The organism is Acinetobacter sp. WY4 (assembly GCF_018438165.1).
GTDB lineage: Bacteria > Pseudomonadota > Gammaproteobacteria > Pseudomonadales > Moraxellaceae > Acinetobacter.
In genome coordinates this window covers 343,051-367,862 of record NZ_CP053947.1, presented here as the reverse complement: position 1 = coordinate 367,862, position 24,812 = coordinate 343,051, and the positions used below count along the sequence as shown (strand labels likewise).

The 24,812-nt window shown below is 40.4% G+C and carries 24 protein-coding genes; 14 read left to right on the top strand and 10 right to left on the bottom strand.

From position 1 onward, the window contains the following. Window positions 1-177: 177 nt before the first annotated feature. Complete coding sequence (gene ybaK / locus G4D73_RS01750; RefSeq protein WP_044108365.1) at window positions 178-645, bottom strand: Cys-tRNA(Pro) deacylase; 468 nt, start codon at window positions 643-645, stop codon at window positions 178-180. A gap of 959 nt (window positions 646-1,604) precedes the next feature. On the opposite strand from ybaK, the gene aroQ reads away from it, so the two are divergent. The 3 genes from aroQ to accC are packed head-to-tail and all read left to right on the top strand — an operon-like array spanning window position 1,605 to window position 3,876. Further along, window positions 1,605-2,060: a type II 3-dehydroquinate dehydratase gene (gene aroQ, locus G4D73_RS01745; protein WP_005246503.1), complete on the top strand. Its 456-nt coding sequence runs from the start codon at window positions 1,605-1,607 to the stop codon at window positions 2,058-2,060. Between the two features lie 16 nt (window positions 2,061-2,076). Beyond that, on the top strand, window positions 2,077-2,493 hold the full coding sequence (accB, locus tag G4D73_RS01740) for an acetyl-CoA carboxylase biotin carboxyl carrier protein (protein ID WP_005107117.1): 417 nt from the start codon (window positions 2,077-2,079) through the stop codon (window positions 2,491-2,493). Between the two features lie 18 nt (window positions 2,494-2,511). Next, complete coding sequence (gene accC, locus G4D73_RS01735; protein ID WP_004646808.1) at window positions 2,512-3,876, top strand: acetyl-CoA carboxylase biotin carboxylase subunit; 1,365 nt, start codon at window positions 2,512-2,514, stop codon at window positions 3,874-3,876. 55 nt (window positions 3,877-3,931) lie between these two features. Here the strand turns inward: accC and G4D73_RS01730 are convergent, their stop codons facing one another. Further along, window positions 3,932-4,375: a hypothetical protein gene (locus G4D73_RS01730; protein ID WP_004646807.1), complete on the bottom strand. Its 444-nt coding sequence runs from the start codon at window positions 4,373-4,375 to the stop codon at window positions 3,932-3,934. 314 nt (window positions 4,376-4,689) lie between these two features. Between G4D73_RS01730 and G4D73_RS01725 the strand changes: the two genes are divergently transcribed. Beyond that, window positions 4,690-6,120, top strand: coding sequence for a diguanylate cyclase (locus G4D73_RS01725; RefSeq protein WP_213687224.1), 1,431 nt, complete (start codon window positions 4,690-4,692; stop codon window positions 6,118-6,120). Between the two features lie 46 nt (window positions 6,121-6,166). Further along, window positions 6,167-7,657: an amidase gene (locus tag G4D73_RS01720; RefSeq protein ID WP_213687223.1), complete on the top strand. Its 1,491-nt coding sequence runs from the start codon at window positions 6,167-6,169 to the stop codon at window positions 7,655-7,657. A 16-nt stretch (window positions 7,658-7,673) separates the two neighbouring features. Here G4D73_RS01720 and G4D73_RS01715 read toward each other — a convergent pair whose 3' ends face one another. After that, window positions 7,674-8,840: an MFS transporter gene (locus tag G4D73_RS01715; protein WP_213687222.1), complete on the bottom strand. Its 1,167-nt coding sequence runs from the start codon at window positions 8,838-8,840 to the stop codon at window positions 7,674-7,676. A gap of 379 nt (window positions 8,841-9,219) precedes the next feature. Here G4D73_RS01715 and G4D73_RS01710 point away from each other — a divergent pair, with 379 nt between their 5' ends. The 3 genes from G4D73_RS01710 to G4D73_RS01700 all read left to right on the top strand — a co-directional run bounded on the left by G4D73_RS01710 (window position 9,220) and on the right by G4D73_RS01700 (window position 12,595). Then, window positions 9,220-10,359 carry a catalase family protein gene (locus G4D73_RS01710; protein WP_213687221.1) on the top strand — a complete coding sequence of 380 codons (1,140 nt, stop codon included), beginning with the start codon at window positions 9,220-9,222 and terminating at the stop codon, window positions 10,357-10,359. Window positions 10,360-10,518: 159 nt separating this feature from the next. Further along, on the top strand, window positions 10,519-11,733 hold the full coding sequence (locus G4D73_RS01705; protein WP_416232269.1) for an alpha/beta fold hydrolase: 1,215 nt from the start codon (window positions 10,519-10,521) through the stop codon (window positions 11,731-11,733). 226 nt (window positions 11,734-11,959) lie between these two features. After that, window positions 11,960-12,595 carry an SOS response-associated peptidase gene (locus G4D73_RS01700; RefSeq protein ID WP_213687219.1) on the top strand — a complete coding sequence of 212 codons (636 nt, stop codon included), beginning with the start codon at window positions 11,960-11,962 and terminating at the stop codon, window positions 12,593-12,595. 41 nt (window positions 12,596-12,636) lie between these two features. Here G4D73_RS01700 and G4D73_RS01695 read toward each other — a convergent pair whose 3' ends face one another. After that, on the bottom strand, window positions 12,637-12,777 hold the full coding sequence (locus tag G4D73_RS01695; protein WP_005107128.1) for a hypothetical protein: 141 nt from the start codon (window positions 12,775-12,777) through the stop codon (window positions 12,637-12,639). A gap of 1,607 nt (window positions 12,778-14,384) precedes the next feature. Here G4D73_RS01695 and G4D73_RS01685 point away from each other — a divergent pair. Then, window positions 14,385-14,726, top strand: a complete 342-nt coding sequence (locus tag G4D73_RS01685; RefSeq protein ID WP_005107130.1) for a hypothetical protein — start codon at window positions 14,385-14,387, stop codon at window positions 14,724-14,726. Between the two features lie 104 nt (window positions 14,727-14,830). On the opposite strand, the gene G4D73_RS01680 is transcribed toward G4D73_RS01685, so the two are convergent. Both G4D73_RS01680 and G4D73_RS01675 read right to left on the bottom strand, forming a co-directional pair. After that, on the bottom strand, window positions 14,831-15,091 hold the full coding sequence (locus G4D73_RS01680) for a hypothetical protein (protein WP_044110015.1): 261 nt from the start codon (window positions 15,089-15,091) through the stop codon (window positions 14,831-14,833). A gap of 619 nt (window positions 15,092-15,710) precedes the next feature. Then, window positions 15,711-15,941, bottom strand: coding sequence for a hypothetical protein (locus G4D73_RS01675; protein ID WP_004280185.1), 231 nt, complete (start codon window positions 15,939-15,941; stop codon window positions 15,711-15,713). Between the two features lie 253 nt (window positions 15,942-16,194). Between G4D73_RS01675 and G4D73_RS01670 the strand changes: the two genes are divergently transcribed. Then, entirely contained in the window at window positions 16,195-16,671 is a 477-nt protein-coding gene (locus G4D73_RS01670; protein ID WP_004280184.1) for a CinA family protein, read from the top strand. A gap of 102 nt (window positions 16,672-16,773) precedes the next feature. Continuing rightward, window positions 16,774-17,394, top strand: coding sequence for a hypothetical protein (locus tag G4D73_RS01665; RefSeq protein WP_005100825.1), 621 nt, complete (start codon window positions 16,774-16,776; stop codon window positions 17,392-17,394). Window positions 17,395-17,459: 65 nt separating this feature from the next. Here G4D73_RS01665 and prpC read toward each other — a convergent pair whose 3' ends face one another. Beyond that, window positions 17,460-18,599 carry a 2-methylcitrate synthase gene (gene prpC / locus G4D73_RS01660; protein ID WP_180038691.1) on the bottom strand — a complete coding sequence of 380 codons (1,140 nt, stop codon included), beginning with the start codon at window positions 18,597-18,599 and terminating at the stop codon, window positions 17,460-17,462. A 4-nt stretch (window positions 18,600-18,603) separates the two neighbouring features. Then, window positions 18,604-19,488 (bottom strand): methylisocitrate lyase, encoded by an 885-nt coding sequence (gene prpB, locus G4D73_RS01655; protein WP_180038692.1) that lies wholly within the window; start codon window positions 19,486-19,488, stop codon window positions 18,604-18,606. Window positions 19,489-19,718: 230 nt separating this feature from the next. On the opposite strand from prpB, the gene G4D73_RS01650 reads away from it, so the two are divergent. From G4D73_RS01650 to G4D73_RS01640, 3 genes are all read left to right on the top strand, one after another. Further along, window positions 19,719-20,366 (top strand): TetR/AcrR family transcriptional regulator, encoded by a 648-nt coding sequence (locus G4D73_RS01650; protein WP_004646788.1) that lies wholly within the window; start codon window positions 19,719-19,721, stop codon window positions 20,364-20,366. A gap of 113 nt (window positions 20,367-20,479) precedes the next feature. Continuing rightward, window positions 20,480-21,400 carry an ornithine carbamoyltransferase gene (argF, locus tag G4D73_RS01645; RefSeq protein WP_004280178.1) on the top strand — a complete coding sequence of 307 codons (921 nt, stop codon included), beginning with the start codon at window positions 20,480-20,482 and terminating at the stop codon, window positions 21,398-21,400. Window positions 21,401-21,504: 104 nt separating this feature from the next. Next, on the top strand, window positions 21,505-21,978 hold the full coding sequence (locus G4D73_RS01640; RefSeq protein WP_005107136.1) for a hypothetical protein: 474 nt from the start codon (window positions 21,505-21,507) through the stop codon (window positions 21,976-21,978). A 104-nt stretch (window positions 21,979-22,082) separates the two neighbouring features. Here the strand turns inward: G4D73_RS01640 and G4D73_RS01635 are convergent, their stop codons facing one another. Then, window positions 22,083-22,436 (bottom strand): YnfA family protein, encoded by a 354-nt coding sequence (locus G4D73_RS01635; protein WP_213687218.1) that lies wholly within the window; start codon window positions 22,434-22,436, stop codon window positions 22,083-22,085. Between the two features lie 91 nt (window positions 22,437-22,527). Then, window positions 22,528-24,804 (bottom strand): ATP-dependent Clp protease ATP-binding subunit ClpA, encoded by a 2,277-nt coding sequence (clpA, locus tag G4D73_RS01630; RefSeq protein ID WP_213687217.1) that lies wholly within the window; start codon window positions 24,802-24,804, stop codon window positions 22,528-22,530. Window positions 24,805-24,812 lie beyond the last annotated feature (8 nt).

The window sequence follows — 24,812 nt, the reverse complement described above, 5'->3', positions numbered from 1 at the left end:
AATAATTTATATTTTTGTTTTCATTCCTTGTTGTGTACACAGCCAGGCTGTGTTTTAACTTATCTAATATACAAACGTATAAAATGATTTACTGTTATTTCCGACCAAAAAATATGCAGCTATTTTAAATTTATTACTTCAGGTTCTATGAATTTAGGTGATCATCGTACTTTGATTTTATGTATCCAGCACATCGACGAACTGTGCATTGAGCACTTTGGCAAGATCAGCCGGTTTTAATCCAATATCAAGTCCCCTTTTTCCACCGCTTACATACATTTTTTCAAGTCGATTTGCACTACTACAAATCACTGTTTTTAAACGTTTCTTTTGGCCAATGGGACTAATTCCGCCAACCAGATAACCGGTCAAACGTTCTGCATGTTTAGGATCCGCCATCTGGAGTTTTTTACATCCCACAGCCTGGGCTACTTTTTTCAGATTTAACTGATGATGTACCGGCAATATGGCAACAAAATACTGTTTATCATCCGTGACTAATAAAGTTTTAAAGACTTCTTCCACCGAAAGCCCTAATTTTTCAGCAGCTTCTAACCCGAAACTTTTGGCATTGGCATCATGTTCATATTCATGAATGCTGTATTCGATTTTATTGGCTTTTAATAGTTTGCATGCAGGTGTCATAGAAAGTCTTGTTTGAGAGGAATCGCATGATTATATAAAGATTAGCTCAAGAAGTTAATTTAGATGAGGCAACTACAGAGCAAATTTTGCTTTAAGCCCGTATTCCGCTTCAATCAGATCTATTTGGTTCAATCTTTACGCTCTTCAATACTTTTAAACTCTTCTGCAAAGATGATGACGAGCAAAATATCAACAAATGTATGTGTTTTTGCCACTATCTAAGCGTTAGGCGATTAATGGCTTCACTGTGTAGAAGGCTTGAAGATGAACACATTCGTCACTTCATGTGTCTATAAATACGAGGCATATAAGTCGAGCGTTTTATCTTAAACCCGCTGAGATTTAACCTTTATCTCCGGAAGAAGAAATAGATTCTTGTACAGTGTCTGTCATGAATACTTGAATTGAAAATGATGTAATTAATTCCAATATATTGGAAGAATAGACCTAGGAAAATCCAAGTACAATAAGAGAAAATATCATTAACATATTGTCTTATCTTATATTTTTAAATTTTCATCAAGTTTTGAGAAACGGTCGATAGCTTATATATAAAGAGGATCATCAGCACAACTCTAAAGTCAGAATGTAAAGAGTTTTCTATGCTATAGAAGTCGAACATTGCAGTAAAATCAGCCAGACAACTCTTGTTCAAAACTAAAAATATCACTAAAAGGAAGAATTTAGCGTTAACATGAAGATACAGTTACATAAAGGATATTAACTGTTTTTGCCAATTGGGTTTACAATGAAAATAATCTGAATACCCAGCGAATTGTAATTTTTTAACATTGCCAAATCTCTGCAAAGTTTTCATTATAGCGCCACTGTTTGCTATATGCTTTCTACGTTAATTCAAAGAAATTATAAATAGTAATGTAGAAAATCATGCAATAATAAGCAGAGTTTGCAGACATCTTGCAAACAAACCCCGATACTTTTTAATTGGAGCATGCTGGATGAGTTCGACCATTTTGGTTATTCATGGACCGAATTTAAACTTGCTTGGGAAGCGCGAACCGGAAGTTTATGGTCACCTTAGTCTTGACGATATTAACCAGCAGCTGATTGCTCAGGCTCAACAAGCTACCTTACAACTCGATACTTTCCAGAGCAACTGGGAAGGTGCCATTGTTGACCGAATTCATCAAGCCCAGCAAGACGGCATTCAATATATCATTATTAATCCAGCAGCATTGACCCATACCTCTGTTGCTGTTCGCGATGCCCTCCTTGGCGTTGCCATTCCTTTCATTGAAGTCCATCTGTCTAATGTGCATGCACGTGAGGCATTCCGACATCATTCATACTTGTCCGATAAAGCCATCGGCGTGATCTGTGGTCTAGGTGCAAAAGGCTATGCTGCTGCCCTCGACTATATCATTGAAAAAATACAACCTTCTACACAATCTTAATTAGGAATACTGTCTCATGGATATCCGTAAAATCAAGAAACTCATCGACTTGATGATTGAATCTGACTTACAGGCGATCGAAGTTAAAGAAGGCGATCAATCGATTGCATTAACTCGTCGTAATCCAGTGGTTGCAGCAGCTGTTCCTGCGATGCCTGCACCAGCAGCCGAAGCGCCAGCAGCAAAATCTCCTCGCGGTGCTGTTGAAACTTCACCAATGGTCGGCGTGTTCTATGCAGCACCAAGCCCAGGTGAGCCGACCTTTGTTAAAGTTGGCCAGACCGTTTCTGCAGGCGATACGCTCGGTATTATCGAAGCAATGAAAATCATGAACCCGATAGAAGCAACTCAAAGCGGTGTGATTGAAGAAATTCTGGTGAAAAATGGTGAAGTGATTCAATTCGGTCAACCACTTTTCCGCTACCGCGCTTAATCACCCCGGGGATTTATAATGTTGCAAAAAGTTTTAATTGCAAACCGTGGTGAAATTGCGTTACGCATCACCCGTGCTTGCAGAACTTTAGGGATCAAAACTGTAGGTGTCTATTCTGACGCAGACAAGGACCTGATGCATTTACGTTTCTGTGATGAAGCAGTGTGTATCGGCCCTGGTGCGAGCAGTGACAGCTACCTGAATATTCCTGCGATTATTACAGCTGCTGAAATTACCGGCGCAGATGCAATCCATCCTGGTTATGGATTCCTCGCTGAAAATGCAGAATTTGCAGAAATCGTGGAAAATTCTGGTTTTATCTTTATTGGTCCACGTCCGGAACATATCCGTTTAATGGGGAACAAGGTTTCTGCCATTATTGCCATGAAAAAAGCTGGTGTACCAACAGTACCAGGCTGCGACCATGCCGTAACGATTCACAATGCCATGGCTGAAGCAAAAGAGATCGGTTTTCCACTGATTGTAAAAGCTGCTTCTGGTGGTGGTGGTCGTGGTATGCGTATCGTAGAAAATGTCGATACCCTGCTTGAATCTGTTCAGGCTGCACAGCGTGATGCGGAAATGTGGTTTGGTGATGATACGGTGTATATGGAACGTTTCCTGCAAAAGCCACGTCATGTCGAAGTGCAAGTACTGGCTGATGGTAATGGCCATGCGATTCATCTGTATGATCGTGATTGTTCACTACAGCGTCGCCATCAAAAAGTACTGGAAGAAGCGCCAGCACCGAACTTACCAGAGCAAGCACGTGCTGATATTCTAGAAGCCTGTGTCAATGCCTGTAAATTGATGCAATATCGTGGTGCAGGTACATTCGAATTCCTGTTTGAAGATGATGAGTTCTTCTTCATTGAAATGAATACGCGTGTTCAGGTTGAACATCCGGTAACTGAAATGGTAACGGGTATCGATATTATCGAACAGCAATTGCGTATTGCTGGCGGCTTAGGTCTCGATATTCAGCAAGAAGACGTCAAAGTTTTAGGACATGCGATTGAATGCCGTATTAACGCAGAAGATCCATCGACCTTCCTGCCTTCACCAGGCAAGATTGACAACTTCTATGCACCAGGCGGCGCAGGTATCCGTTTAGATTCGCATGTTTATCCAGGCTACAGCATTCCACCGTATTATGATTCGATGATTGCCAAACTGATTTCGCATGGTAAGGATCGTGAGACATCTATTTCTCGAATGAGAAATGCTTTGGAAGAAATGATTTTGACTGGCGTTAAAACCAATATTCCTTTGCATAAAGATTTAATCCTTCAGGATAAAAACTTCTGCAAACAGGCAATGGATATTCATTACCTAGAGAAGCATTTGTTAAAGCAGCTTGAAGGTGCTGAAGACAAAGCTTAAATCAAAGCTCATAAAAAAACCGCTGTCATTCAGCGGTTTTTTTATGGTTTGCAATTTAAGGCAATACGCGTCTGAGCACAGCAAAACATTGTTCGGCTTTTTCATTGGCGCAGAAGTTAATGGTATAAGGGTTTTGCCATTTCACAAAATATTGCGAAATTTCACCAGACTGATCCACCTGATTGCCTGAACAGTCTTTTTCATTATTGTCATATTTTACTTGCAGAATCAGCGCTGGAATCTGCTTCGAAGGATCCTGTGCCGGCTGATAGTCATATAGCCCCGACGTCCACTCATCGCCACTTTTAATCACCACATTATTATTGCCTTTAAAATTATAATATTCGATACATTTTTTATTATTCGGGATTTCCATTCCCCACAATCCGACAATTTCCGGACGGGTTTTCACAGTAAATGTATTTGGGATTTCAGCAGCTTTAGCAGGAGCATTCGCTGGTTTTTTATTTTCTGTCGCCATTAGCCAAGGTGAGCTCATGAGTAAGATAAGGCTAAGACATATTTTTTTCATATTTACCGGCATCTTGTTAACAATTGATTCTAAATTATCATATTTTTTGGGATCGTGTCCCGCTCTAACGCAATTTCAATACAGAGTCAGAAATTATTTATCACATTGTTTAAAAACATGGATTTCCTTTCTGACTGTTTTTGTATATATTTCGTATATAAGAATCTTAATAGTTCGTATTAATAACAGATTAATCAAACAATAAAATTATATTTTAGGTCAAACTTAGTTGCTAAACAAAGTGATCATTCACACTTAGAAATTTGAATAGGATTTTAAATTTGCAATTAGCTCGAATAATAGAACAACAATTAAATCATGAAACCTATGCTTATTTTGTCATTGTTTTCGCTGTTTTAGTCTGTTGTTTTATTGGGATCGCAACCAGACCGATTGAGTACCTGGCCTTATTGTGGCCGGCCAATGCTGCCTTGTTAGCCCTGTTCTTACGCTTTCCACATTTAAATAATGTGGGAGGTTGGCTTGGTGCATTCAGTGCTTTTATGTTTGCAGATCTCGTCACCGGAAACAGCCTATTACAAAGCCTGTTTCTTACCCTGTCTAATCTGATCAGCACTATTGTCTCGATATTTTTTATTCGATATTTCAAGATTAATTACAAATACTATAATACTGGTTATACATTCGTTCATTTATTTGGCATCTTCGCTTTTGCAGGCTGTCTGGCCAGTGCGGCTTTTGCAGTTCTCACCTTGCCAAATCTACCCAATTCATTCATGACCAAAGAGAATTTATGGATTGATTTTGGTCTGTGGTGGACCGGTGAAATGGTGAATTATATTGTGTTTCTCCCTTTAATCTTGGCATTCCCAAGAATAAAAGACATGCAGTACTTATTTAAAAACCGTCGTCAAAAACGTAATTACTTCAGCTATTTTTTACCTGCATCTTCAGTTGTGGCCTGTGTCATCATTACCAATATTTTTGCAGGTCCGGGCGCAATGCTCTACCCTCTGGCTGCACTGATTTGGGCTGCGTTGACCTATCGCCTGTTTACCATGACCATAATCAATGCTTTTGTGATTATCCTGACCTATTACAGCTTGACCCAGTTTTACGCCACCAATCATACTATCCTGGCAGATTCTACAATTTATATTTCACTCCGGATCGGACTGTTTATGCTGGCCTTATCTCCGCTCATCCTGTGTATTATCAGCCAAAACCGCAATGAGCTGTTTAAACGGGTCTTGTATCTGGCCAATCACGACAGTCTGACCCGCACCATGAATCGTCATTTTTTCTTTCAAAAAGGTGAATATTTACTGCAATATGCCAAGACGATGGAATTTTCAGTCATCATGCTGGATATTGATTATTTTAAACGCCTGAACGATCATTTTGGCCATCATGTCGGTGACAAGGTGCTGCAACATTTTGCGGAAATCATTCGCTGCAATTTACGTGCTGAAGATCTGTTTGCACGAATTGGTGGGGAAGAATTTGTGCTGTTACTCTGGAATACCGAACCATCAGAAGCACGTCTTATTGCAGAACGGATTCGTGATCTGGTGGAAAAAACCCCGATTTATCAATCAGATGGCTCGCCCCTGTATATTACCGTGAGTGTGGGCATCACTCATCAAAATGAACCGCAGGCCCAAGACCTGCAAAACCTGATCAATATTGCAGATCAAGCCTTGTATCAGGCCAAACATCATGGGCGAAATCAGGTGGTGCTTGCATCTTGAGCCTAAATGATCTACAACCTTGAAGCAGCAACACTAGGGAATGGCAATGAAATTTGAAGAATATCTGCAATATGACGGTTTAGGACTGGCTGATCTGGTCGCCAATAAACAAGTACATTCAAGTGAACTTTTATCTGCTGCACTAGAGCGTAGCTCAATTGCCAATCCCGAGCTAAATGCAATTATTATTCCGATGCATGAGCATGCATTGAAACGGAGCCAGCAAAATCTGTCCGGACCTTTTGCCGGTGTGCCTTTTCTGGTTAAAGACCTGTTTCAGGAATATGCCGGTTATCCAACTTCTTATGGTTGTCAGGGCTTAAAACGGATTGGTTATATCGCCGAGACCAATGCCGAGATTGTCAATCGCTGGGAAAAAGCCGGGATTGTGACTTTTGGACGTACCAATACTCCTGAATTTGGGATTAAAGGTATTACTGAACCAGATGCTTGGGGCAGCTGTAAAAATCCGTGGAATTTACAGCATAATAGCGGCGGCTCGTCCGGTGGTTCCGCTTCTGCCGTGGCTGCCGGAATTGTACCAATTGCGGGTGCTGGTGATGGTGGCGGCTCGATACGTATCCCCGCTTCCTATTGCGGCCTGTTTGGCCTGAAACCGAGTCGTGGCCGCACGCCTTGGGGACCACAAATGAGTGAAGCCATGCATGGCGCCGCGATTCAGCATGTACTGACCAAAACGGTACGGGATAGTGCTGCAATGCTGGATGCCACCCATGGTGAAGATCATAGTTCACTGTTTAAGATTCAGCGTCCACAGCATCATTATCTGGATGTGATTCAGCAACCGCCAAAAAAACTGAAAATTGCGTTTAGCACTTATTCTACGATTGGCACACCTGTTTCCCAGGATGCCATTAAAGCCATTGAACAAACAGCCAAATTGCTAGAATCTTTGGGCCATGAAGTGGTCGAAGACCGCCCAGCCATTGATGGCATGCAACTGGCCAAGGATTTTATTACCACCTGGTTTAGCCAGTTTTCATTTATGCTGGATGAAATTCAGAAAGGCTATCCGTCTAGATCGAATGATTTTGAACTGGACTCTTTAGCGCTGGCAGCTTTTGGGGCCAAAACCAGCGCGATTGATTATATCCAGAACCTGAATAACTGGGGTCAATATGTAACCCAGATGAATCATTTCTTTGATAATTATGATCTGTACCTGACGCCTGCAACGGCGACAGTGGCGCCAAAAAATGGTGAGGTCAAAACACCAAACTGGCAGAAACCGATTCTTAAAGGTTTATTAAAACTGAATAAAGCGCATTTACTGGCGCAAGGGAAACTAGTAAACCAGATTGTGAAAGAAAATCTAAAATGGGTGCCTTTTACCCAGTTGGCCAATATTACCGGACTCCCAGCGATGTCTGTACCGCTGTACTGGAATGAACAAAACCTGCCGCTCGGTTCACAGTTTATTGCGCCGTTTGCCCGTGAAGATCTCCTGCTACAATTGGCAGCTCAATTGGAACAAGCTCAACCGTGGTTTGGGCAATATTCCAAGATCCGTATTTAATGTTGAGATGATATTTTCAAGCCTGTTTTTGCAGTTCGACTTTATTCGGCAATCCGAAAATCAGTAACAAGCCAAGCAAGGTCGATGCTGCAGCAGCGATAAAGATAGATGTGCCGCCGACTTGATCCCAATAATGCCCAGCCAGAATACTGCCACTCGCCACGCCAATGCCCCACATGGTGCTATAGAGCGCTTGTCCACGTCCTTGCTGCCCTGCAGAGAAGTTCTGGAATATCACCCGCATTGCAATCATATGAAATAAACCGAAACTTAAAGCATGAATCGTTTGAGCAAAAAACTGTGCCATAAATGAAGCAGGAAAGACTCCGACGATGAACCATCTTAATCCTGTCATTAACAAGCATAGCGTGACCAGATGACGCCATGACCACCGTGTCAGAAAGAACGTCGCATAGGCAAACATGATGATTTCCGCAATGACCCCGACTGACCAGAGCAGCCCGATCTGACTGGTGCTAAATCCCGCCTGACTGAGATAATTGCTATAAAAACTATAAAATGGCGCGTGTGAAAATAGCAGAATCAATTCAATCAGGAAAAAGCTATACACCACTGGGCGTTTGAATATTGGCCATAAGGGTTCGAGCTGTTTCTGTGCGGTAGGTGCTGTCGTGGGCTCTTTAATGGTAAATGACCAGAGAAAGGCCAGAAATGAAATACACAGCAACAAGACGGGTAACATACTGATGCTAATAATTTCAAAGACGGCGCCCAAGCAGAATACACCGATAATAAAGCCGACTGATCCCCATTTTCGTACTTTGCCATAGAGTTCTGCTCTTTTTTCCCCGAGCCAAAACAAAGTCACGCCTTCAAACTGTGCCAAAATAGCATTCTGAAAGAAACTGAAAATCAGCATCAGTAAAGCTACGGACTGAAAGCTATTGGGAATGATAAAAATCATGAACCAGATACAGGCTTCCATCCAGGTGGCAATACGTACCAGCAGCATGCGTTTACCAGACTTGTCTGCAATCCAGCCCCAAATTAAGGGAGCAAAAAAGCGGGTGACGATTGCAATAGAAGATAAAATGCCAATTTCCTGATAATTGAAGCCCTGATCTTCTAGATACAGACTCCAAAAAGGCATGAACGCCCCAACAATCGCATAGTAAAAAAAGTAAAATCCACTGAGTCTATGCTGGATTGCTAGAACTGGCATTGATTTATATATCCTAATATTTTCAGAATGTTAAACTCAATCAATTTCTATAGCACTGTATTCGACGACTCTTGATTTTGCTACGAGCATCTCGTATTAGTCTAAAAATAAATTTACATAAGTTTATGAATAAATTTTACTAAAGCAAAAAACCCTTTGCTGAGTTAAATCAAAGTAAGAACATAAATCGGCTTCTATATTGAGCACACGATAAAGGGCGGAAACGTTTTTAGGAAGGAGTTGGATGAACTTTAAATCTGAAGATCAATAATTACACAGACATTACAATTATTTTATGGCTAAAGTATGTCCAAAGAATTTTCAGATCATAGGCTAAAAAATTAAAACGAACTCTAGCTTTATAGCAAGGAGAAAATCAATGCCTAACTTTATAAGACCTCTATACTCGGGTCTAGTCTTCCTCCCTCTAATGGTAATAAGTATTTGTAGTGCTGCATATGCTAACGCTTCCCCTATAACCTCTAACTCTCCAAAAGATAATCTTCATCCCAATATAGATCATTATTTAAGTGAAAGTCTTTATCCTGATGAAGCAAACATAACTGAAAAAATCGCAGATATCATTGAGATATCTATTCGGAAAGAGTATTCCACAGGTATCGCGCTACGTGATGCCCATCCCAAAGCACACGGTTGCGTACGCGCAGAATTCAAAGTAGATGAAGCTCTTCCCAAAAACTTGGCTCAAGGTGTTTTTCTTCCGGGAAAAACATATCAAGCCTGGATTCGTTTCTCTAATGGGTCTAAAAATGCCCAACAAGAAGATATTAAAAAAGATGCCCGTGGCATGGCGATAAAACTTTTGGGAGTACCGGGAGAAAAGCTTTTAGATGATGAAACCTCTACTCAAGATTTCATTATGATCAATCATCCTGTCTTTTTTGTGAATGATCCAGTCCGATATATGTCATTTATGCAAGATATAAATAGCGATAGATTTTTCAATAAGTTGCATATTCCTTTTGCATTAGGAGCTAAAGGAACCTGGATTGCCTTAAATACGAGAAATAAAATTTCTAATCCTTTGCAAACTAGATATTGGTCTATGGTGCCCTATCAATTAGGAATAGGCACTGATCGTCAAGCTATAAAGTATTCAGCTCAAGCATGTTCGACAGTGACAGATCCACTTCCACATGCTCCCCATCATAATTTTCTAAGAGAAAAACTGCGCCAACATTTGCAAAAAAGTGAAGCATGTATGGAGTTTCTGGTACAGCCTAGAACATCAAACACCATGTCGGTTGAAGATTCCATGACTGAGTGGCAAGAAAGCCAAGCACCTTTCTACAAGGTAGCCACTATTCGTATTCCTCAACAAGTTTTTGATACGCCTGAACAAAACAAGTTTTGTGAAAACCTTTCCTTTACACCATGGCATGCCCTACCGGAGCACAAACCTCTGGGAGTAATAAACCTAATGCGAAAAGTGATTTATGATCGTATTAGTCAGCTTAGACATGATTTGAATTCTACTAACAGATCAGAACCACATTAAAATATAAGTGCTTATTTAAAGTTATCAGCTAAACTAAAATAACCTGTTGTAATGCTCATTCGCCTTAACTTAAAAGCTTTAGTTTACAAACTTTGTGCAGAGTTAATTTAGAAACATAAATAAAGCTGTTACATTAAAAATGACATTATAAAAAGGAAAATGGTTTCAGTGATGAAAATTAAACCTCCTATTATTAAATTGATCATGAGCTGTTTATGTTTAGGTTCAACATATGCAATAGCCTCTCCTCCACTTCCCGATAACAGCAAAATCCAAGCATCTCATATTTCGGAAAAAATACCGGGTACAATATTATCTATACAAGAACAAGATACTGATCTGTTTACGAATGCCTCACAACGTTTCTTAATTAATTATCGCAGTCGTGGCACAAAATCCGAGCCCATCGTCACTTCAGGCTATATCCTGTTACCTAAAGGCAAAGTCCCTAAAGATGGATGGCCTGTTCTGGCTTGGGCGCATGGTACAACTGGCGTTGCTGATACATGTGCACCCTCTGGCGATTATATGGGTGGGCCAGTCCATGTCTATCAACAAATCGCAGCTAAGTCATTGAATGCCTGGCTCGCTCGCGGCTATGCAGTCGTTGCACCTGATTATCAAGGTTTAGGCACTCCGGGCGGTCATCCTTATATGAATGCGCGAAGCCAGTTACATACTGTCGTTGATGCGGTACGAGCGATCCACCATTTAAAGCCTTATAACTTTAGTAAAAATTGGTATGTTATGGGTCATAGTCAAGGAGGTGCAGCATCTCTTAAAGTTGCAGCGTCCGGTCAAAAAGATGCGCCTGAATTTGATCTTCGCGGGGCAATTGCACTGGCGCCAGGCGGTTACCAATATGAAGGAATCGCTGAATATGTTGCTAGCAATTCGCAAATCACGACTAATGTCGCCGCATTTTTTCCAATTGTGCTTTTAGGAGCAGAGGCTGCAGATCCGCTGCTTGCTCCAGCAAATTTAGTGAGCCCAGAAATGGGAGAAATTCTTAATCATGCACGCAGTCGCTGTTTGTCAGAATTACAATCTGACCTAAAACAAGCACCTAAGACTGTCTTTAAATCAAATGTAAATCTGGCACCTTTGACAAATTATTTAAAAGAACAGTCTATTGAGAATATGACACCGACTGTGCCGGTTCTGCTGGTACAAGGTGAGAAAGATCAACTGGTCGATGATCGTGGTACTTATGCTTACTATCAGCAGGTATGTACGAAGCAGAAATCTATCGCCTTCCATCTAGTCAAAAATGGAGATCATCGTGATTCCTTAAGACAGAGTGAATTTCTGATTGAAAACTTTATCCATTCAGTTGGACAAGGAAAAGCTTTGAACACCTGCCCTACAAAATAACCCGGTGAGCTTTTGTATTTAATCATTAAAAACTCAAATATTTTAATCTTCATATTTATAGAATAGTCCTTTAAAGGAGCACTATTCTATAAAGAGGATAAACTAATATTAATCCGTATTCTTACTTTCTGTTAAAACTATACTTACGATTTCGAATTGTTTTGAGCCCATCATTTTTATACTTTAATTCTTTAGCAAATAATAATTAGAATGAAAGAGGTTATTTATGTGCTCGAACTATGAATTTCCCTCAAAAAAACGTCTTTCCTTATTAGATATTCATGAAGAGCAACTCGAACTGGGCATGAAACCGCATGTTTATCCTTTAGCGCCAGCCCCAATCATTATGCGCGGTGCTGACGAATTTGAGCTGGATATCGCACGTTTCGGACTGATTCCAGTCTGGGCGAAAGAACTAAAATATGGCCGGCATACCTATAATGCACGGACTGAAACAGTCGCATCTAAACCGAGTTTTCGACATGCCTGGAAAAACAACCAGTTTGCTTTAGTACCGGTCGATACCTTCTATGAACCTAAATATATAGACGGTAAACCGCACTGGTTTGGTATTTCACGTGAAGATGGCAATCCTTTTACCGTAGCGGCAATTTATGATGACGCACACATTGATGGTGAGAAAATCAGATCATTTTCGATGCTAACCATAAATTCAGATCAACATCCCTTTATGAAACAGTTTCATGATCCGAATGACGAAAAACGCTCGATCATTGTGATTCCGGAAAAATCACGACATGACTGGTTGCACTGCGATCATGAACAAGCCCATGAATTTTTCTTTGAAATGAAAGATGAGTTTATTGCAAAGCCTAGAGATCAACGTTTATCGGGAAATTAAAAAGCCCTAAACCAAGTTAGGGCTTCGTCCATGTGAAAAAGCTATTTTTGCTCTCTCAATGGATTTTCCGGTTCTGCATTGGGTTTCTTCTCTGGTTTGACATGCTTATAAGATGCCTGATTACCCTTGTCGTCATTTGATTCTTTATGCGGATTTGATTCTTGCTCTGGCTTATTTGTCATATGCATCTCCTTCATATATCTATTAATAAATAAATATGATATCTGCTGCTAAACATCAATGTTATTTATGTTGCACATTCAGTTTTTATAAAGAGACAAACTTTCCTTCAAGTGCTCTTTGACATTTCACAATTCTTGTTGTTCATCTGAGCAAATAAGCTGTTCAGCCTGATCGTAGACGATACAGCAAAGAATATGAATTCGCGTGCGCGCCGATATCAAATACATGAAATTTTCTAACCTTATCCACTGACGGAAAAAGTCTTTTCATCTCAGCAAAACCTTTAGGATGATTGGCCTTAATCAGTCAATCCCCACCAGCTAATGCAGTTTCAGCCTGTGGCCTCTTTTGAATTGCTTCAAGAATTCGAGCATGGGTGATCACACGCATAAATTTTATTGTATTCCAGTTCTAAGCAGCTAAGAATTTATCAAAACGTAATCCTATTGAAATGATTCTTTTATAAAGTATTCCTTGTGAGAAATTATGTTTAGATCCAAAAATTTCATCAGTAAAGAAAAACCCCGCCAACTGATGATTGAACGGGGATTGATCTTCATTAAGATGTCTGATGATTTGGCACATTATTCAATATTTTTCAAGCAATCACGACACTGTTTGACCTCATCATGGTCACACGTGTAGTTAATTTCAGTCGCACCATGAAGACCAAATAAACAAAATATAAATTGCATCATGTTTTTCTCCTAAGTGTAAAAAGCTCAATCTAGGATCAAGCTTTATTGCTTTAAATATAGAATGATTCAATATAAAATGATTGGATCAGCGATCTAGAACAACTTCAGTACTCAGCTCTGTTTAGCCTTTCAGTAAAATTGAAGCTTTTGGGCTAAGTTTGTACAGGCTCTTCAGCTTGAGTCGTCTGATCTTTTTTACAATGATCACTTTTACAATGCTTGCTGCTCATCATCTGACACATTTTCTCTTTGCAAGATTTAAAACAACAGCCAACCATTACGCCCATGCCAAATGCGCATATACATCTCATCATCATAGCTTTGTCCTGTCTTTTCGTGAAAAGAGATATATAAATAACATCTATTCATGTATCTCTCCTGAGGGAATTTTCAGGCTTTATGTTGTGTATGAAAACTTATGTGAAAGAGAATGACCAAAAAATACAATCAGCAAAGAAAAAACCAGATTTAAGACGGAAAAGAAAAAGCCTGTTTAACTCTCCTAAATTAAACAGGCCTTATAATGTGCTGATTTTTAATTATTTTCATTAAGTTCTTAGAATGACGCCAAGATATCACTAGCCATGCAGCCGATCTGTGTAGGATATATAGATGCAATGTTTCAAAATATGAAAAAACCATTACTTTTGTTAATTAAATGACTGTAATTTATCCAAAAATATTTTTAATGAGAAAATAAGATTACTAAATAACCAAAACCCAAGAAGAATTGCTAAACCTATAAGTGAGAATGGGTTAATTTAGATTTTTAGAAGAAAATTCCTTATTTCAGTCAATATCGGATGTTATGAATGTTCAATGTCTCATAAAGTTTATAGATCATTGCTTTCTTTTTAGTCTTTTCTCTCTATAATTTTTCATATGAGCAATAACAATATTTTGGCAGCATGAAAAATCGCATATTAATTACTTTATTGATGAGTCTGGCAATAAGCGGCTGCCAAAAACAGCAAGCAGAGAATTCAGCCGAGGCTGCTGCAAATATTAAAGCGCAGTTTGAACAGTCAGATAATCAACTCAGTGCTTATCTGGACAAACTTGACTCTTCAACAATTAGTCTGGAAGAAAGAACACGTATCCTGTGTGAACAATATCCTAAAGAATATAAAAATAACTACATGCCTGCTCTGCTAAAACTTGCACCCAAGGAATATACAGAAAAAGAGTTGCTCACAGACCTAGACAATGCCTTGAATTTCTACAAGCTAAAAGCCAATATTCAGTGTTAATAAATACTTAGTCTAATCGTGCAATGAAATATAAAAAAAACCGCCTGAATCAGGCGGTTTTTTATGAAGAGCATATATCTTAAAAAAGATTAACGCTGTGGCTTTCACTGATCTTGTTGATTACGTGAACGTTGTTGTTGCTGGTTACTGTTTTGCTGTGGCTGTTGTTGCTGTTGGCCTTGCTGGTTTTGTTGCTGCTGGTCGCGCTGTTGCTGGTTGTGTTGACCACCCTGCGGCTGTTGTTGTTGCTGGTTATTTTGTTGCTGATTTGGGTTTTGCTGGTTGTTTTGTTGACGCTGCTGATCTTGATTTTGCTGTTGCTGTTGTTGCTGTTTCTGTTGGTCTTGCTGTTGATTATTAGCCATGGTGGTATTCCTTACTATTTGCTTTAAATTAAAAGCCGATAGGTTTCGACTTAATATCTACTCTACGCATTTTTCAGATTTCGCCAACCTTTAACCTGTTACAGATTAATTCAATGTAAAAAATAGTAAGATAAGTACTTGAAGTGGAGATTAATGCGCAACATAAATTACCTGATATAATGCAACAGAAACATAATGAAAGACTTTATAGGTCAAAAATTTATTATCCAATAAAAGGAATAACTTAAGTACTATTTCATATATGAAATTTTTAATAAAATTTAAAAAGCGTTATTAAACAGAACCACTTAATAACTATGCTATTGATATTTATAAATATATAAAAATAAATCTAAATCTTCTATATTTTTAAAAAATTAAATAAAACATTAAAAATACAATTCTTTTTGAATATTATTAACTGTGAAGAAATACGATACTTAACATGACCTCACCAATAAAACTTAAGCTGTTTCGAATTTACCTTGACTTTAATTCAAATATTTTTACTTATTATTTTGGTATAAACTTAGATCAAATCATTGTTTGTAATTATATTTATTAATCTATTTATAATAAATAAGCCTCTTTAAAAGAGGCTTATTCTATTCAGTTTTTATTAGATATTGACTACTTTGACGATAATCGTTTGAGTATCTTCCTGCTCTTCGGCCAGATGCAAACGTTTAAGCTCTTTGCTTTTTACTTTGAACTGCAAATTCTGATAAGAAATCGTGCTTGGTATCTGATCAAAATATTGACCATCAGCGTCAATTTCTTCCTGAAATAATGGTGTACCCAATTGATAGTCAAGACTTTTTAAGACTACATATTTTACTGTGGTTTTCATTCCAACACCCTACTTTCACTAAGCACTTTATTTTTATTTTTACCACTGTTCCGCCTGAGAAGAAACCTCTATTTTTGAAAATAGCCCAAGCTTTAACCACTCAGATTTTGCGATCAGATCAACATGAAATTACACTGATCTATGAAAAAAATTTTAACTTTCATAAAAATATAAATATACTTGGAGTTGATCGACAGAAAAAAATCTGTCTAGATTGATCTAAAATCACTCCCACAAAGAAAATATAGAGACTATGATAAAAACCTGTTGCGGCTTACTCGAAGAGAAAAACATAAAAATTGCCTTTATCGAAAGCGCAAGTTCTGGATATCTCAGTAGCCAGTTCTCCATTTGTAAAGGAGAAGGTGCCGAAATTCTGATTGGTGGTTTGATCTGCTACGATGTAAGTGTCAAGACTTCAGTATTGGGCATTTCCAAGAATCTGATCAATAGTCATACTGCGGAATCTATGCCGGTAACGGTTGCTCTGGCGGAAGCAGGTAAAAAAATGTTCCGTGATGCTGACTGGATTATTGCCTGTACAGGATTGCTTAAACCAGGTGGTAGCGCGACACCAGAGAAACCGGAAGGGACTTTTTTTGTGGCCATTAATGATGGCACGCAAATCCATCAGTTCCAGTATTATCTCAAAGGCTCGCCACTTGAACGCCTTAATAAACTGTCAGCTGTGGTTGCACATGACATGATCAATCTATTGAATAACAGCTAAGCTTTCAAAGTTACTATGTAGCCTGAATAAGCTTCATTATTTCTACCGTATTTTAAGATAGATTGGCATGATCAAATGCCAATCTATTTTTTTGAGGGTGGAATGACCATGAATATTAAAACCGCACTGCTTCTGCTCCCTCTGAGCTTGCCCAGTCTGGCTTTCGCTACTGTAGGCGGCCCACAAAATATTGAAGTTCTAGGCTATGAAGTCAAAGAACAGAAGCTTTATATCATGCGTCATTATCTTGATGGTCGTGGACGCTTGCCTCAACTGTATTATTATAATTTTAAATCCCAAAAACCAAATCAACTGGTTCAGGTCAATTCCTTATATATCAATCCTAAAACCAAGCGCATCGATTATGATCAAGACAGTCGCAAGTTTGATCAGGACATTGCCAAAATCAAAAAACGTTTAGTTCCATTAAATCCAATTCAAAAATCAAAGCCACAGCTTAAGGTGTTAAAGACAACGAAAGGTAGCGCGCCTGCCTGGCATGATCCTCAGGAAAAAGTGCCAAAATGGACCTATCAATATCAAGTAAAATCCAGCTTACAAAAAAGTCCGGTTCAGCAAGCAGTCAGTTATCAGCAAGGCTTGAAAATTAGCCAGGCCTATAAAGTTCCGAAACAGAATAAAACCCTGGTAATAGTAAAGTATCTGGGTATTCCTTTTGAAACAGGTTATAGCATTGAAGATCCGGCACTGTTAAGTCGATAACAGAATTCACTAAAAAAAATAAGGTCTCAATTGAGACCTTATTTTTATTCTAGGACATTTACGGATCAAGCCGCTGTAGAACGCTCAGCGATTGGCACTACTTTACGTAGTTCTGGACCGGTATAGTCCGCGCTTGGACGGATAATACGGTTATCTGCACGCTGTTCCATCACATGCGCTGCCCAACCTGTCACACGTGACATAACAAAGATCGGGGTAAACAACTTGGTTGGAATGCCCATGAAATGATAAGCCGAAGCATGGAAGAAATCGGCATTACAGAATAATTTCTTCTCACGCCACATGACTTCTTCGCAGCGCACTGACACTGGATAAAGTACGGTATCACCGACATCTTTGGCCAAACGCTCAGACCAGACTTTAATAATGCCATTACGCGGATCATTGTCCTTATAGATCGCATGACCGAAGCCCATGATTTTTTCTTTACGTTCCAGCATGCCCAGCATTTCACGCTCAGCTTCCTCAGGCGACTTCCAGTTTTCGATCATGTCCATCGCAGCTTCGTTGGCACCGCCGTGTAGAGGGCCACGCAAGGAACCGATTGCACCGGTAATACAGGAATGCATATCGGACAGCGTTGATGCACACACACGAGCGGTAAAAGTCGAAGCATTGAATTCATGCTCTGCATACAGAATCAAGGAAACATTCATTACCTGTTCATGTAGCTCATTTGGTTTTTCACCATGCAGAAGATGCAGGAACTGTGCACCAATCGAATCATCTTCAGTATTTTCTTCAATACGTACGCCGTCATGACTATAACGATACCAGTAACAAATGATTGCCGGCAAAGTTGCCAAAATACGGTCTGCGATATCCTGTTGCTGCTCAAAAGACTGCTCAGTTTCAAGATTGCCCAGCATGGAAACGCCAGTACGCATCACATCCATTGGATGCGAGTCGGCAGGAATACGCTCAAGGACTTCTTTTAATGCCTGAGGTAAAGTGCGCAAGGATTTCAGTTTGGCTTTGTAGGCAGCCAATTGCTCTGCCATCGGCAATTCTCCGAAGAAAATCAGATAAGCGACTTCTTCAAACTGGCAATGTTCAGCCAGATCCTGCACGTCATAACCGCGATAGGTCAGACCTGCGCCACTTTTGCCTACTGTTGAAAGTGAGGTTTTACCCGCCACTTGTCCGCGCAATCCTGCGCCAGTGAGTACTTTTCCTTCAGCCATTTTTTTAATTCTCCTGTTTAAACAGTTTATCTAATGTGTCTTCAAAGCTGTGATAATCTAAAAATTCGTAGAGTTCTTTTCGTTGTTGCATGATATCCAGCACATTTACCTGAGTACCATGTTCGCGCACCGAACGCATCACTTCAAGTGCAGCTTTTTGCATTGCACGTGTCGCTGACAATGGATACAGCACCATGCCAATGCCCTGCTCAGCCAGTTCACCTACCGTATAATACGGTGTATCACCAAATTCGGTAATATTCGCCAAGACTGGCACACCGACCGCATCGCATACTGTACGATACATGGTGATATCAGTCATCGCCTCAGCAAAGATCGCGTCTGCGCCCGCTTCAACACAGGCAGAAGCACGATCAATCACGGCTTGCAGGCCTTCTTTTTGCAGCGCATCGGTACGCGCCATCACCACAAAGTTTGAATCTGTTTTCGCATCTACAGCCGCTTTGATACGATCGACCATTTCCTGCTGCGATACGATTTCTTTATTTGGACGATGACCACAGCGCTTCTGTGCAACCTGATCTTCAATATGAACCGCAGCGGCTCCTGCTGCAATCATCTGCTTAATCGTGCGGGCAATATTTAATGCACCGCCCCAACCGGTATCGATATCAACCAGTAAAGGTGTATCCACACGTTCAGTGATCCGGCGTACATCTTCAAGAACATTATCCAGGCTGGTCATGCCCAGATCAGGCAAACCATAAGAATAATTCGCGACACCCGCACCTGATAAATAAATGGCTTTATAACCGACCTGTTTGGCCATCATGGCAGCATAGGCATTTACCGTGCCCATAATTTGCAATGGTTTCTCGACTTCAAGCGCTTGTCTAAATCTTAAACCTGCAGACATTTGTTCTGTCATCTTCCTTTTCCACAGTCTTGGCTATAATTATTGAAATTCGAGTATACTCATTTGGCTTGCTCATTCCATAACCTGATAGAACAAATACTCTAAAACTTTAGTCAAATTTTTAAGTTTTGCTTTACCTAATTAGCAAATAGCGCACTTATCTGGCGCAATTATGAAATATGTGCATATATTTGCTATGATGGCGTTTCAATCTCTATTGACATGTTGATGTACTATCTCCTATGCAAGACCTCGCCCTAGAACCGCTCGCCAAAGATCTGCCACAGACCAAACGTGGTCATGAGCGTTGTATTGCGCTGCTGATCAGTGCAACCGAGCTATTTCTGGAACGGGGTTATGATGCTGTGTCTCTGGATGATATCGTCCAGCATGCCGGTGGCTCTAAAGCCTCTATTTATAAGTACTTTGGCAATAAAGAGGGCTTGTTTAAAGCCATCTGCGATTATCGTCGTATCAAGTTTTTTGAAGATATCAGTATTCCGATCGAACTGATGGCACTGGATTTTCGTAGTTATTTAGTACACACGTTGCTTAATTTTTATCACCAGATTATGCAACCGGAAAACTCGGCCTTTATGCGTCTGGTGCTGGAACAAAGCCAGCGTAATCCTGAACTTGCTCAGCATATTCATGAGCGAGGTCCGGTGCATGTGCAAAGTGCCATTGCCACGGCTTTAGAACAGGCAGATGCGCAAGGTTTATTGCATTGCGAAAATCCACAATATTCGGCGCAGCTGTATTTTGGTATTTTGCGCAATCTGGAATGGCGTATTCTGATGGGAATTCCGGTACAGGAAGATGATCAGGAAATCGACAAATACATCAGTTATTGTGTGGATCGCTTTTTAGACGGTCATCAAAAAGTCTAGTTTTTTTGCATTTTTCATTGCTTATAGTATATTAGCCGATTCCGTATTTTTTCTTAAACTAACCAACAACTGATTGTTGATCGAGTTTTTCGGCAATTATTGTGGAGTAACGAATGGCTCTCCGTCACTTTCTCACCTTACGCGATTTATCAACTTTAGAACTTAACCAGATTTTGCAACGCGCAATTGAGCTTAAGCGCAAACAGCATAACAATGAAGTGTTCCAACCATTTGTTGGTAAAGTGATGGGCATGATTTTTGAAAAATCGAGTACCCGTACGCGTGTTTCGTTTGAAGCTGGCATGAGCCAATTTGGTGGCAGCGCAATTTTCCTGTCTTCACGCGATACCCAGTTAGGTCGTGGTGAACCGATTGAAGATTCTGCACGTGTGATTTCAAGCATGCTGGATATTGTGATGATCCGTACTTTCGGCCATGATATCGTGGAGCGTTTTGCATCTTATTCAAAAGTTCCAGTGATTAATGCGTTGACAGATGACCACCATCCTTGCCAGCTACTTGCTGACATGCAGACTTATGTAGAGCAACGTGGCTCAATTGAAGGTAAAACTGTTGCCTGGATTGGTGATGGCAACAATATGTGTAACTCTTATATTGAAGCTGCACATATGTGGGGCTTTAATCTGAAAATTGCAGCGCCAAAAGGCTATGAGCCACAAGAAAAATTCCTGTCTGAATTCGCGCATTGTGTGGAACTGGTTCCTTCTGCTGAAGATGCAGCGGTGAATGCTGACCTGATCGTGACTGATGTTTGGGCAAGCATGGGTCAGGAAGAAGAGCAGAAGATCCGTGAAAAAGCCTTTGCAGATTATCAGGTGAATGAACGCCTGATGGATCTTGCACATCCGGATTGCTTGTTTATGCACTGCTTGCCTGCGCATCGTGGCGAAGAGATTTCAGAAAATCTGCTTGACCATAAAAATGCTGTAGTTTGGGATGAAGCAGAAAATCGTTTGCACGCGCAAAAAGCCTTGGTTGAATTCCTGATTAATGAAAATCTGAAAAAAGACTAATTTTTTAAGATGAATCTTCACAAATTAAGCACCAATCTCTGGTGCTTTTTTTGTCTCAGCTCTTATAATCGTTGTTGAAATGGAATAAAAAGTGATTTTATACAATGCAAAAAAAATATTGGATTTTGGCACTCTTGGCAGGTTTTAGCAGTGCTGTCTTACCGGTGCATGCTTCTGAATTTGACCAATATCTTCAAGAAAAAAATATTATTGACAGCAAATTTAAAATTCAGAAAAAAGCTGAACTGAATGAATTACTCGCAGTGCTCAGTGCAGAGGATTCCAGAACTTTACCGTTGCAGATTGATCAAAATACGATTATTGAACAATTGCAGTTAAGTGCCAACAAAACCACACTGAAAGGCATGATCATCACGCCCGATTTTAGCCAGTTTGAAAAAGACCTAGGGCGCAAAGAAGTGATGAAAGTCATTCGCAACAATCTGCTCAATAATTGTGAAATTTTCTTTGAACATCGCTATCAGATTGAGAACCCATACAAGGTTGAACTCAGCCTGAACTCGCAGACACAAACCTATAAAACTGATATTTCCCAGAAAGATTGTAAATTAAAATAATCTAACTAAATAAGACATCAAGTTTGATTTGAAATTAAAAAATCCAAAAACAAAAAAAGGTAGCTGTGGCTGCCTTTTTTAATAAGGTTTACTGTTATATCTTGCTAACGCACCAAGCCTTGCGGCTGCAAAATAATAATCAACGCGCCCAGTATTACCACCATGCCACCAAGTAGATCCCAACGCGATAGAGTCACTTGATCAACGACGCGCAACCACATCAGTGCTGAAAAAATATAGATACCGCCATAAGCGGCATAGATCCGTCCTGAAGCAGCTGGATGCAAGGTTAACAGCCAGACAAAAGCCGCCAAAGCCAGAGCTGTCGGAATCCATAACCAGTGGCTTCTCCCCTGATTTAAAATCAGATAGGGAAAATAACAACCTAAAATTTCCATCAATGCCGTGACTAAAAACAGTAAAAATGTCGTGAACAGCTTGGTAACTTGAATATCCATAATTTATCTTTTAAATGATATGAATTTGATAATTTAAAATATGAGTCCATGAAAAAACCCGTGCAAGCACGGGTTTGATCCTTCTTATTAATTAAGCTGGTTCAGCAGTCTGATCTTCAAAAACTTCAAGTTTTAAGCCAACCGCTTTACCATTTTCTTTTTTCACCGATACTGCAACATTGCCGCCATTTTCAGCCAGCTCACCAAACAGGATCATCTCAGCCAGCGGTTTTTTCAGGTGTTCCTGAATCAAACGTTGCATTGGACGTGCGCCCATTAAACGGTCATAGCCATGTTCTGACATCCATTCACGTGCACTCTGATCCACTTCCAGCATGACTTTTTTGTCATCCAGTTGTGCTTGAAGTTCAGTCAGGAATTTATCCACGACATTTTCAATAATGCTGCTTGGTAATGCCTTGAACTGAATCACGCCGTCGAGACGGTTACGGAATTCCGGCGAGAAGGCTTTCTTCATCGCTTCCTGATTATCGTTACTATTGTCCTGTTCCATAAAACCAATGCTGACACGTGAAATACTTTCAGCACCAATATTGGTGGTGAGTACCAAGACCACGTTACGGAAATCAGATTTACGCCCGTTATTATCAGTCAATGAACCATGATCCATAATCTGCAATAAGAGGTTAAACACATCTGGATGCGCTTTTTCGATCTCGTCTAGCAACAGCACACAATGCGGATTTTTGTGAATCGCATCGGTGAGCAAGCCACCTTGATCAAAACCGACATAGCCCGGAGGTGCACCGATTAAACGAGACACTGCATGGCGTTCCATATATTCCGACATATCAAAACGAACCAGTTCCACACCCATCTGTTTCGCGAGCTGCTTGGTCACTTCGGTTTTACCAACACCTGTAGGACCCGCAAAGACAAAACTACCTACAGGCTTATCTGGAGACTTCAAACCGGCACGTGACAGTTTAATCGCAGATGCCAAGGCCTCAATCGCTTCATCCTGACCAAAGACCACACGTTTCAGATCGCGCTCAAGATTTTCCAGCACGCTCTTATCATCTTTAGAAACAGTTTTTGGTGGAATACGCGCAATTTTAGAGACGATGTCTTCAATATTTTCCACAGTAATCAAACTGTCGTCTTGCTCCGCTTTTAAACGGCGCTGAGCACCGGCCTCATCAATGACATCAATCGCCTTATCTGGCAAGAAACGGTCGTTGATAAATTTTGCAGAAAGTTCTACCGCAGACACCAAAGCTTGATCGTCATATTCCACATGATGAAAATCTTCAAACTTCGATTTCAGACCACGTAGGATATCAATAGTTTCAGAAATAGATGGCTCGTTCACATCAATTTTCTGGAAACGACGTGACAAAGCATGATCTTTCTCAAAGACCTGGCGGTATTCCTGGAAAGTGGTTGAGCCAATGCAACGTAAAGAACCATTTGCCAACGCCGGTTTGATCAGATTCGATGCATCCATGGTACTGCCCATACTCGAGCCTGCACCAATAATCATGTGAATTTCATCAATAAACAACACGGCTTCAGGTTTCTTTTTCAGCGCATTTAAAAGCTGTTTCAAGCGTTTTTCAAAATCACCACGGTATTTGGTTCCTGCCACCAAAGCACCAATGTCCAGACTGAAGATTTCAGCATTTTCCAGTGGTTTTGGCGCTTTACCATTCACGATCAACCAGGCCAGACCTTCAGCAATTGAGGTTTTACCGACACCTGGATCCCCGACAAGCAGCGGGTTGTTTTTACGACGGCGGCAAAGGATTTGCGCGGCACGCTCGATTTCTTTTTCACGACCAATCAGTGGATCGGTCTTGCCTTTTTGTGCTTCAACATTCAGGTTAGTGGTATAAAGTTCAAGTGGACCTGAACTTGCTGAAGATGCTGATTCGCCATCTAGATCTTCGATTTCTTCTTCAGACTGTACATCTTCTTTACGGGTACCATGAGACAGGTACTGAGTCAGGGTCAGACGGTTAATTTGATGACTTTTCAGCAGATAGACTGCAAATGAGTCACGCTCAGAATACATGGCAACCAGAATATCAGCACCTTCTACAGTACGATCGCCGCCGCTTGACTGCACGTGAAAAATCGCGCGTTGCAAGATCCGGTCGAAGCTTTCTGTCGGGTGTGGTGCCTGATCACTATTTTCACCAAGTTTAGGGGTATGTTGTTCTACGTACTCTTCTAATTCCTTACGCAACACGATGATGTCCGCACCACATGCTTTCAGGGCATTCACGGCGGAATCGTTGTCAAGCAAGGCTAACAATAAATGTTCTACGGTCAGGAACTCATGTCTCTTTTGACGAGCCATGCTGACAGCCAAACGTAGTGATACTTCTAATTGACGACTGAGCATGTAACCCC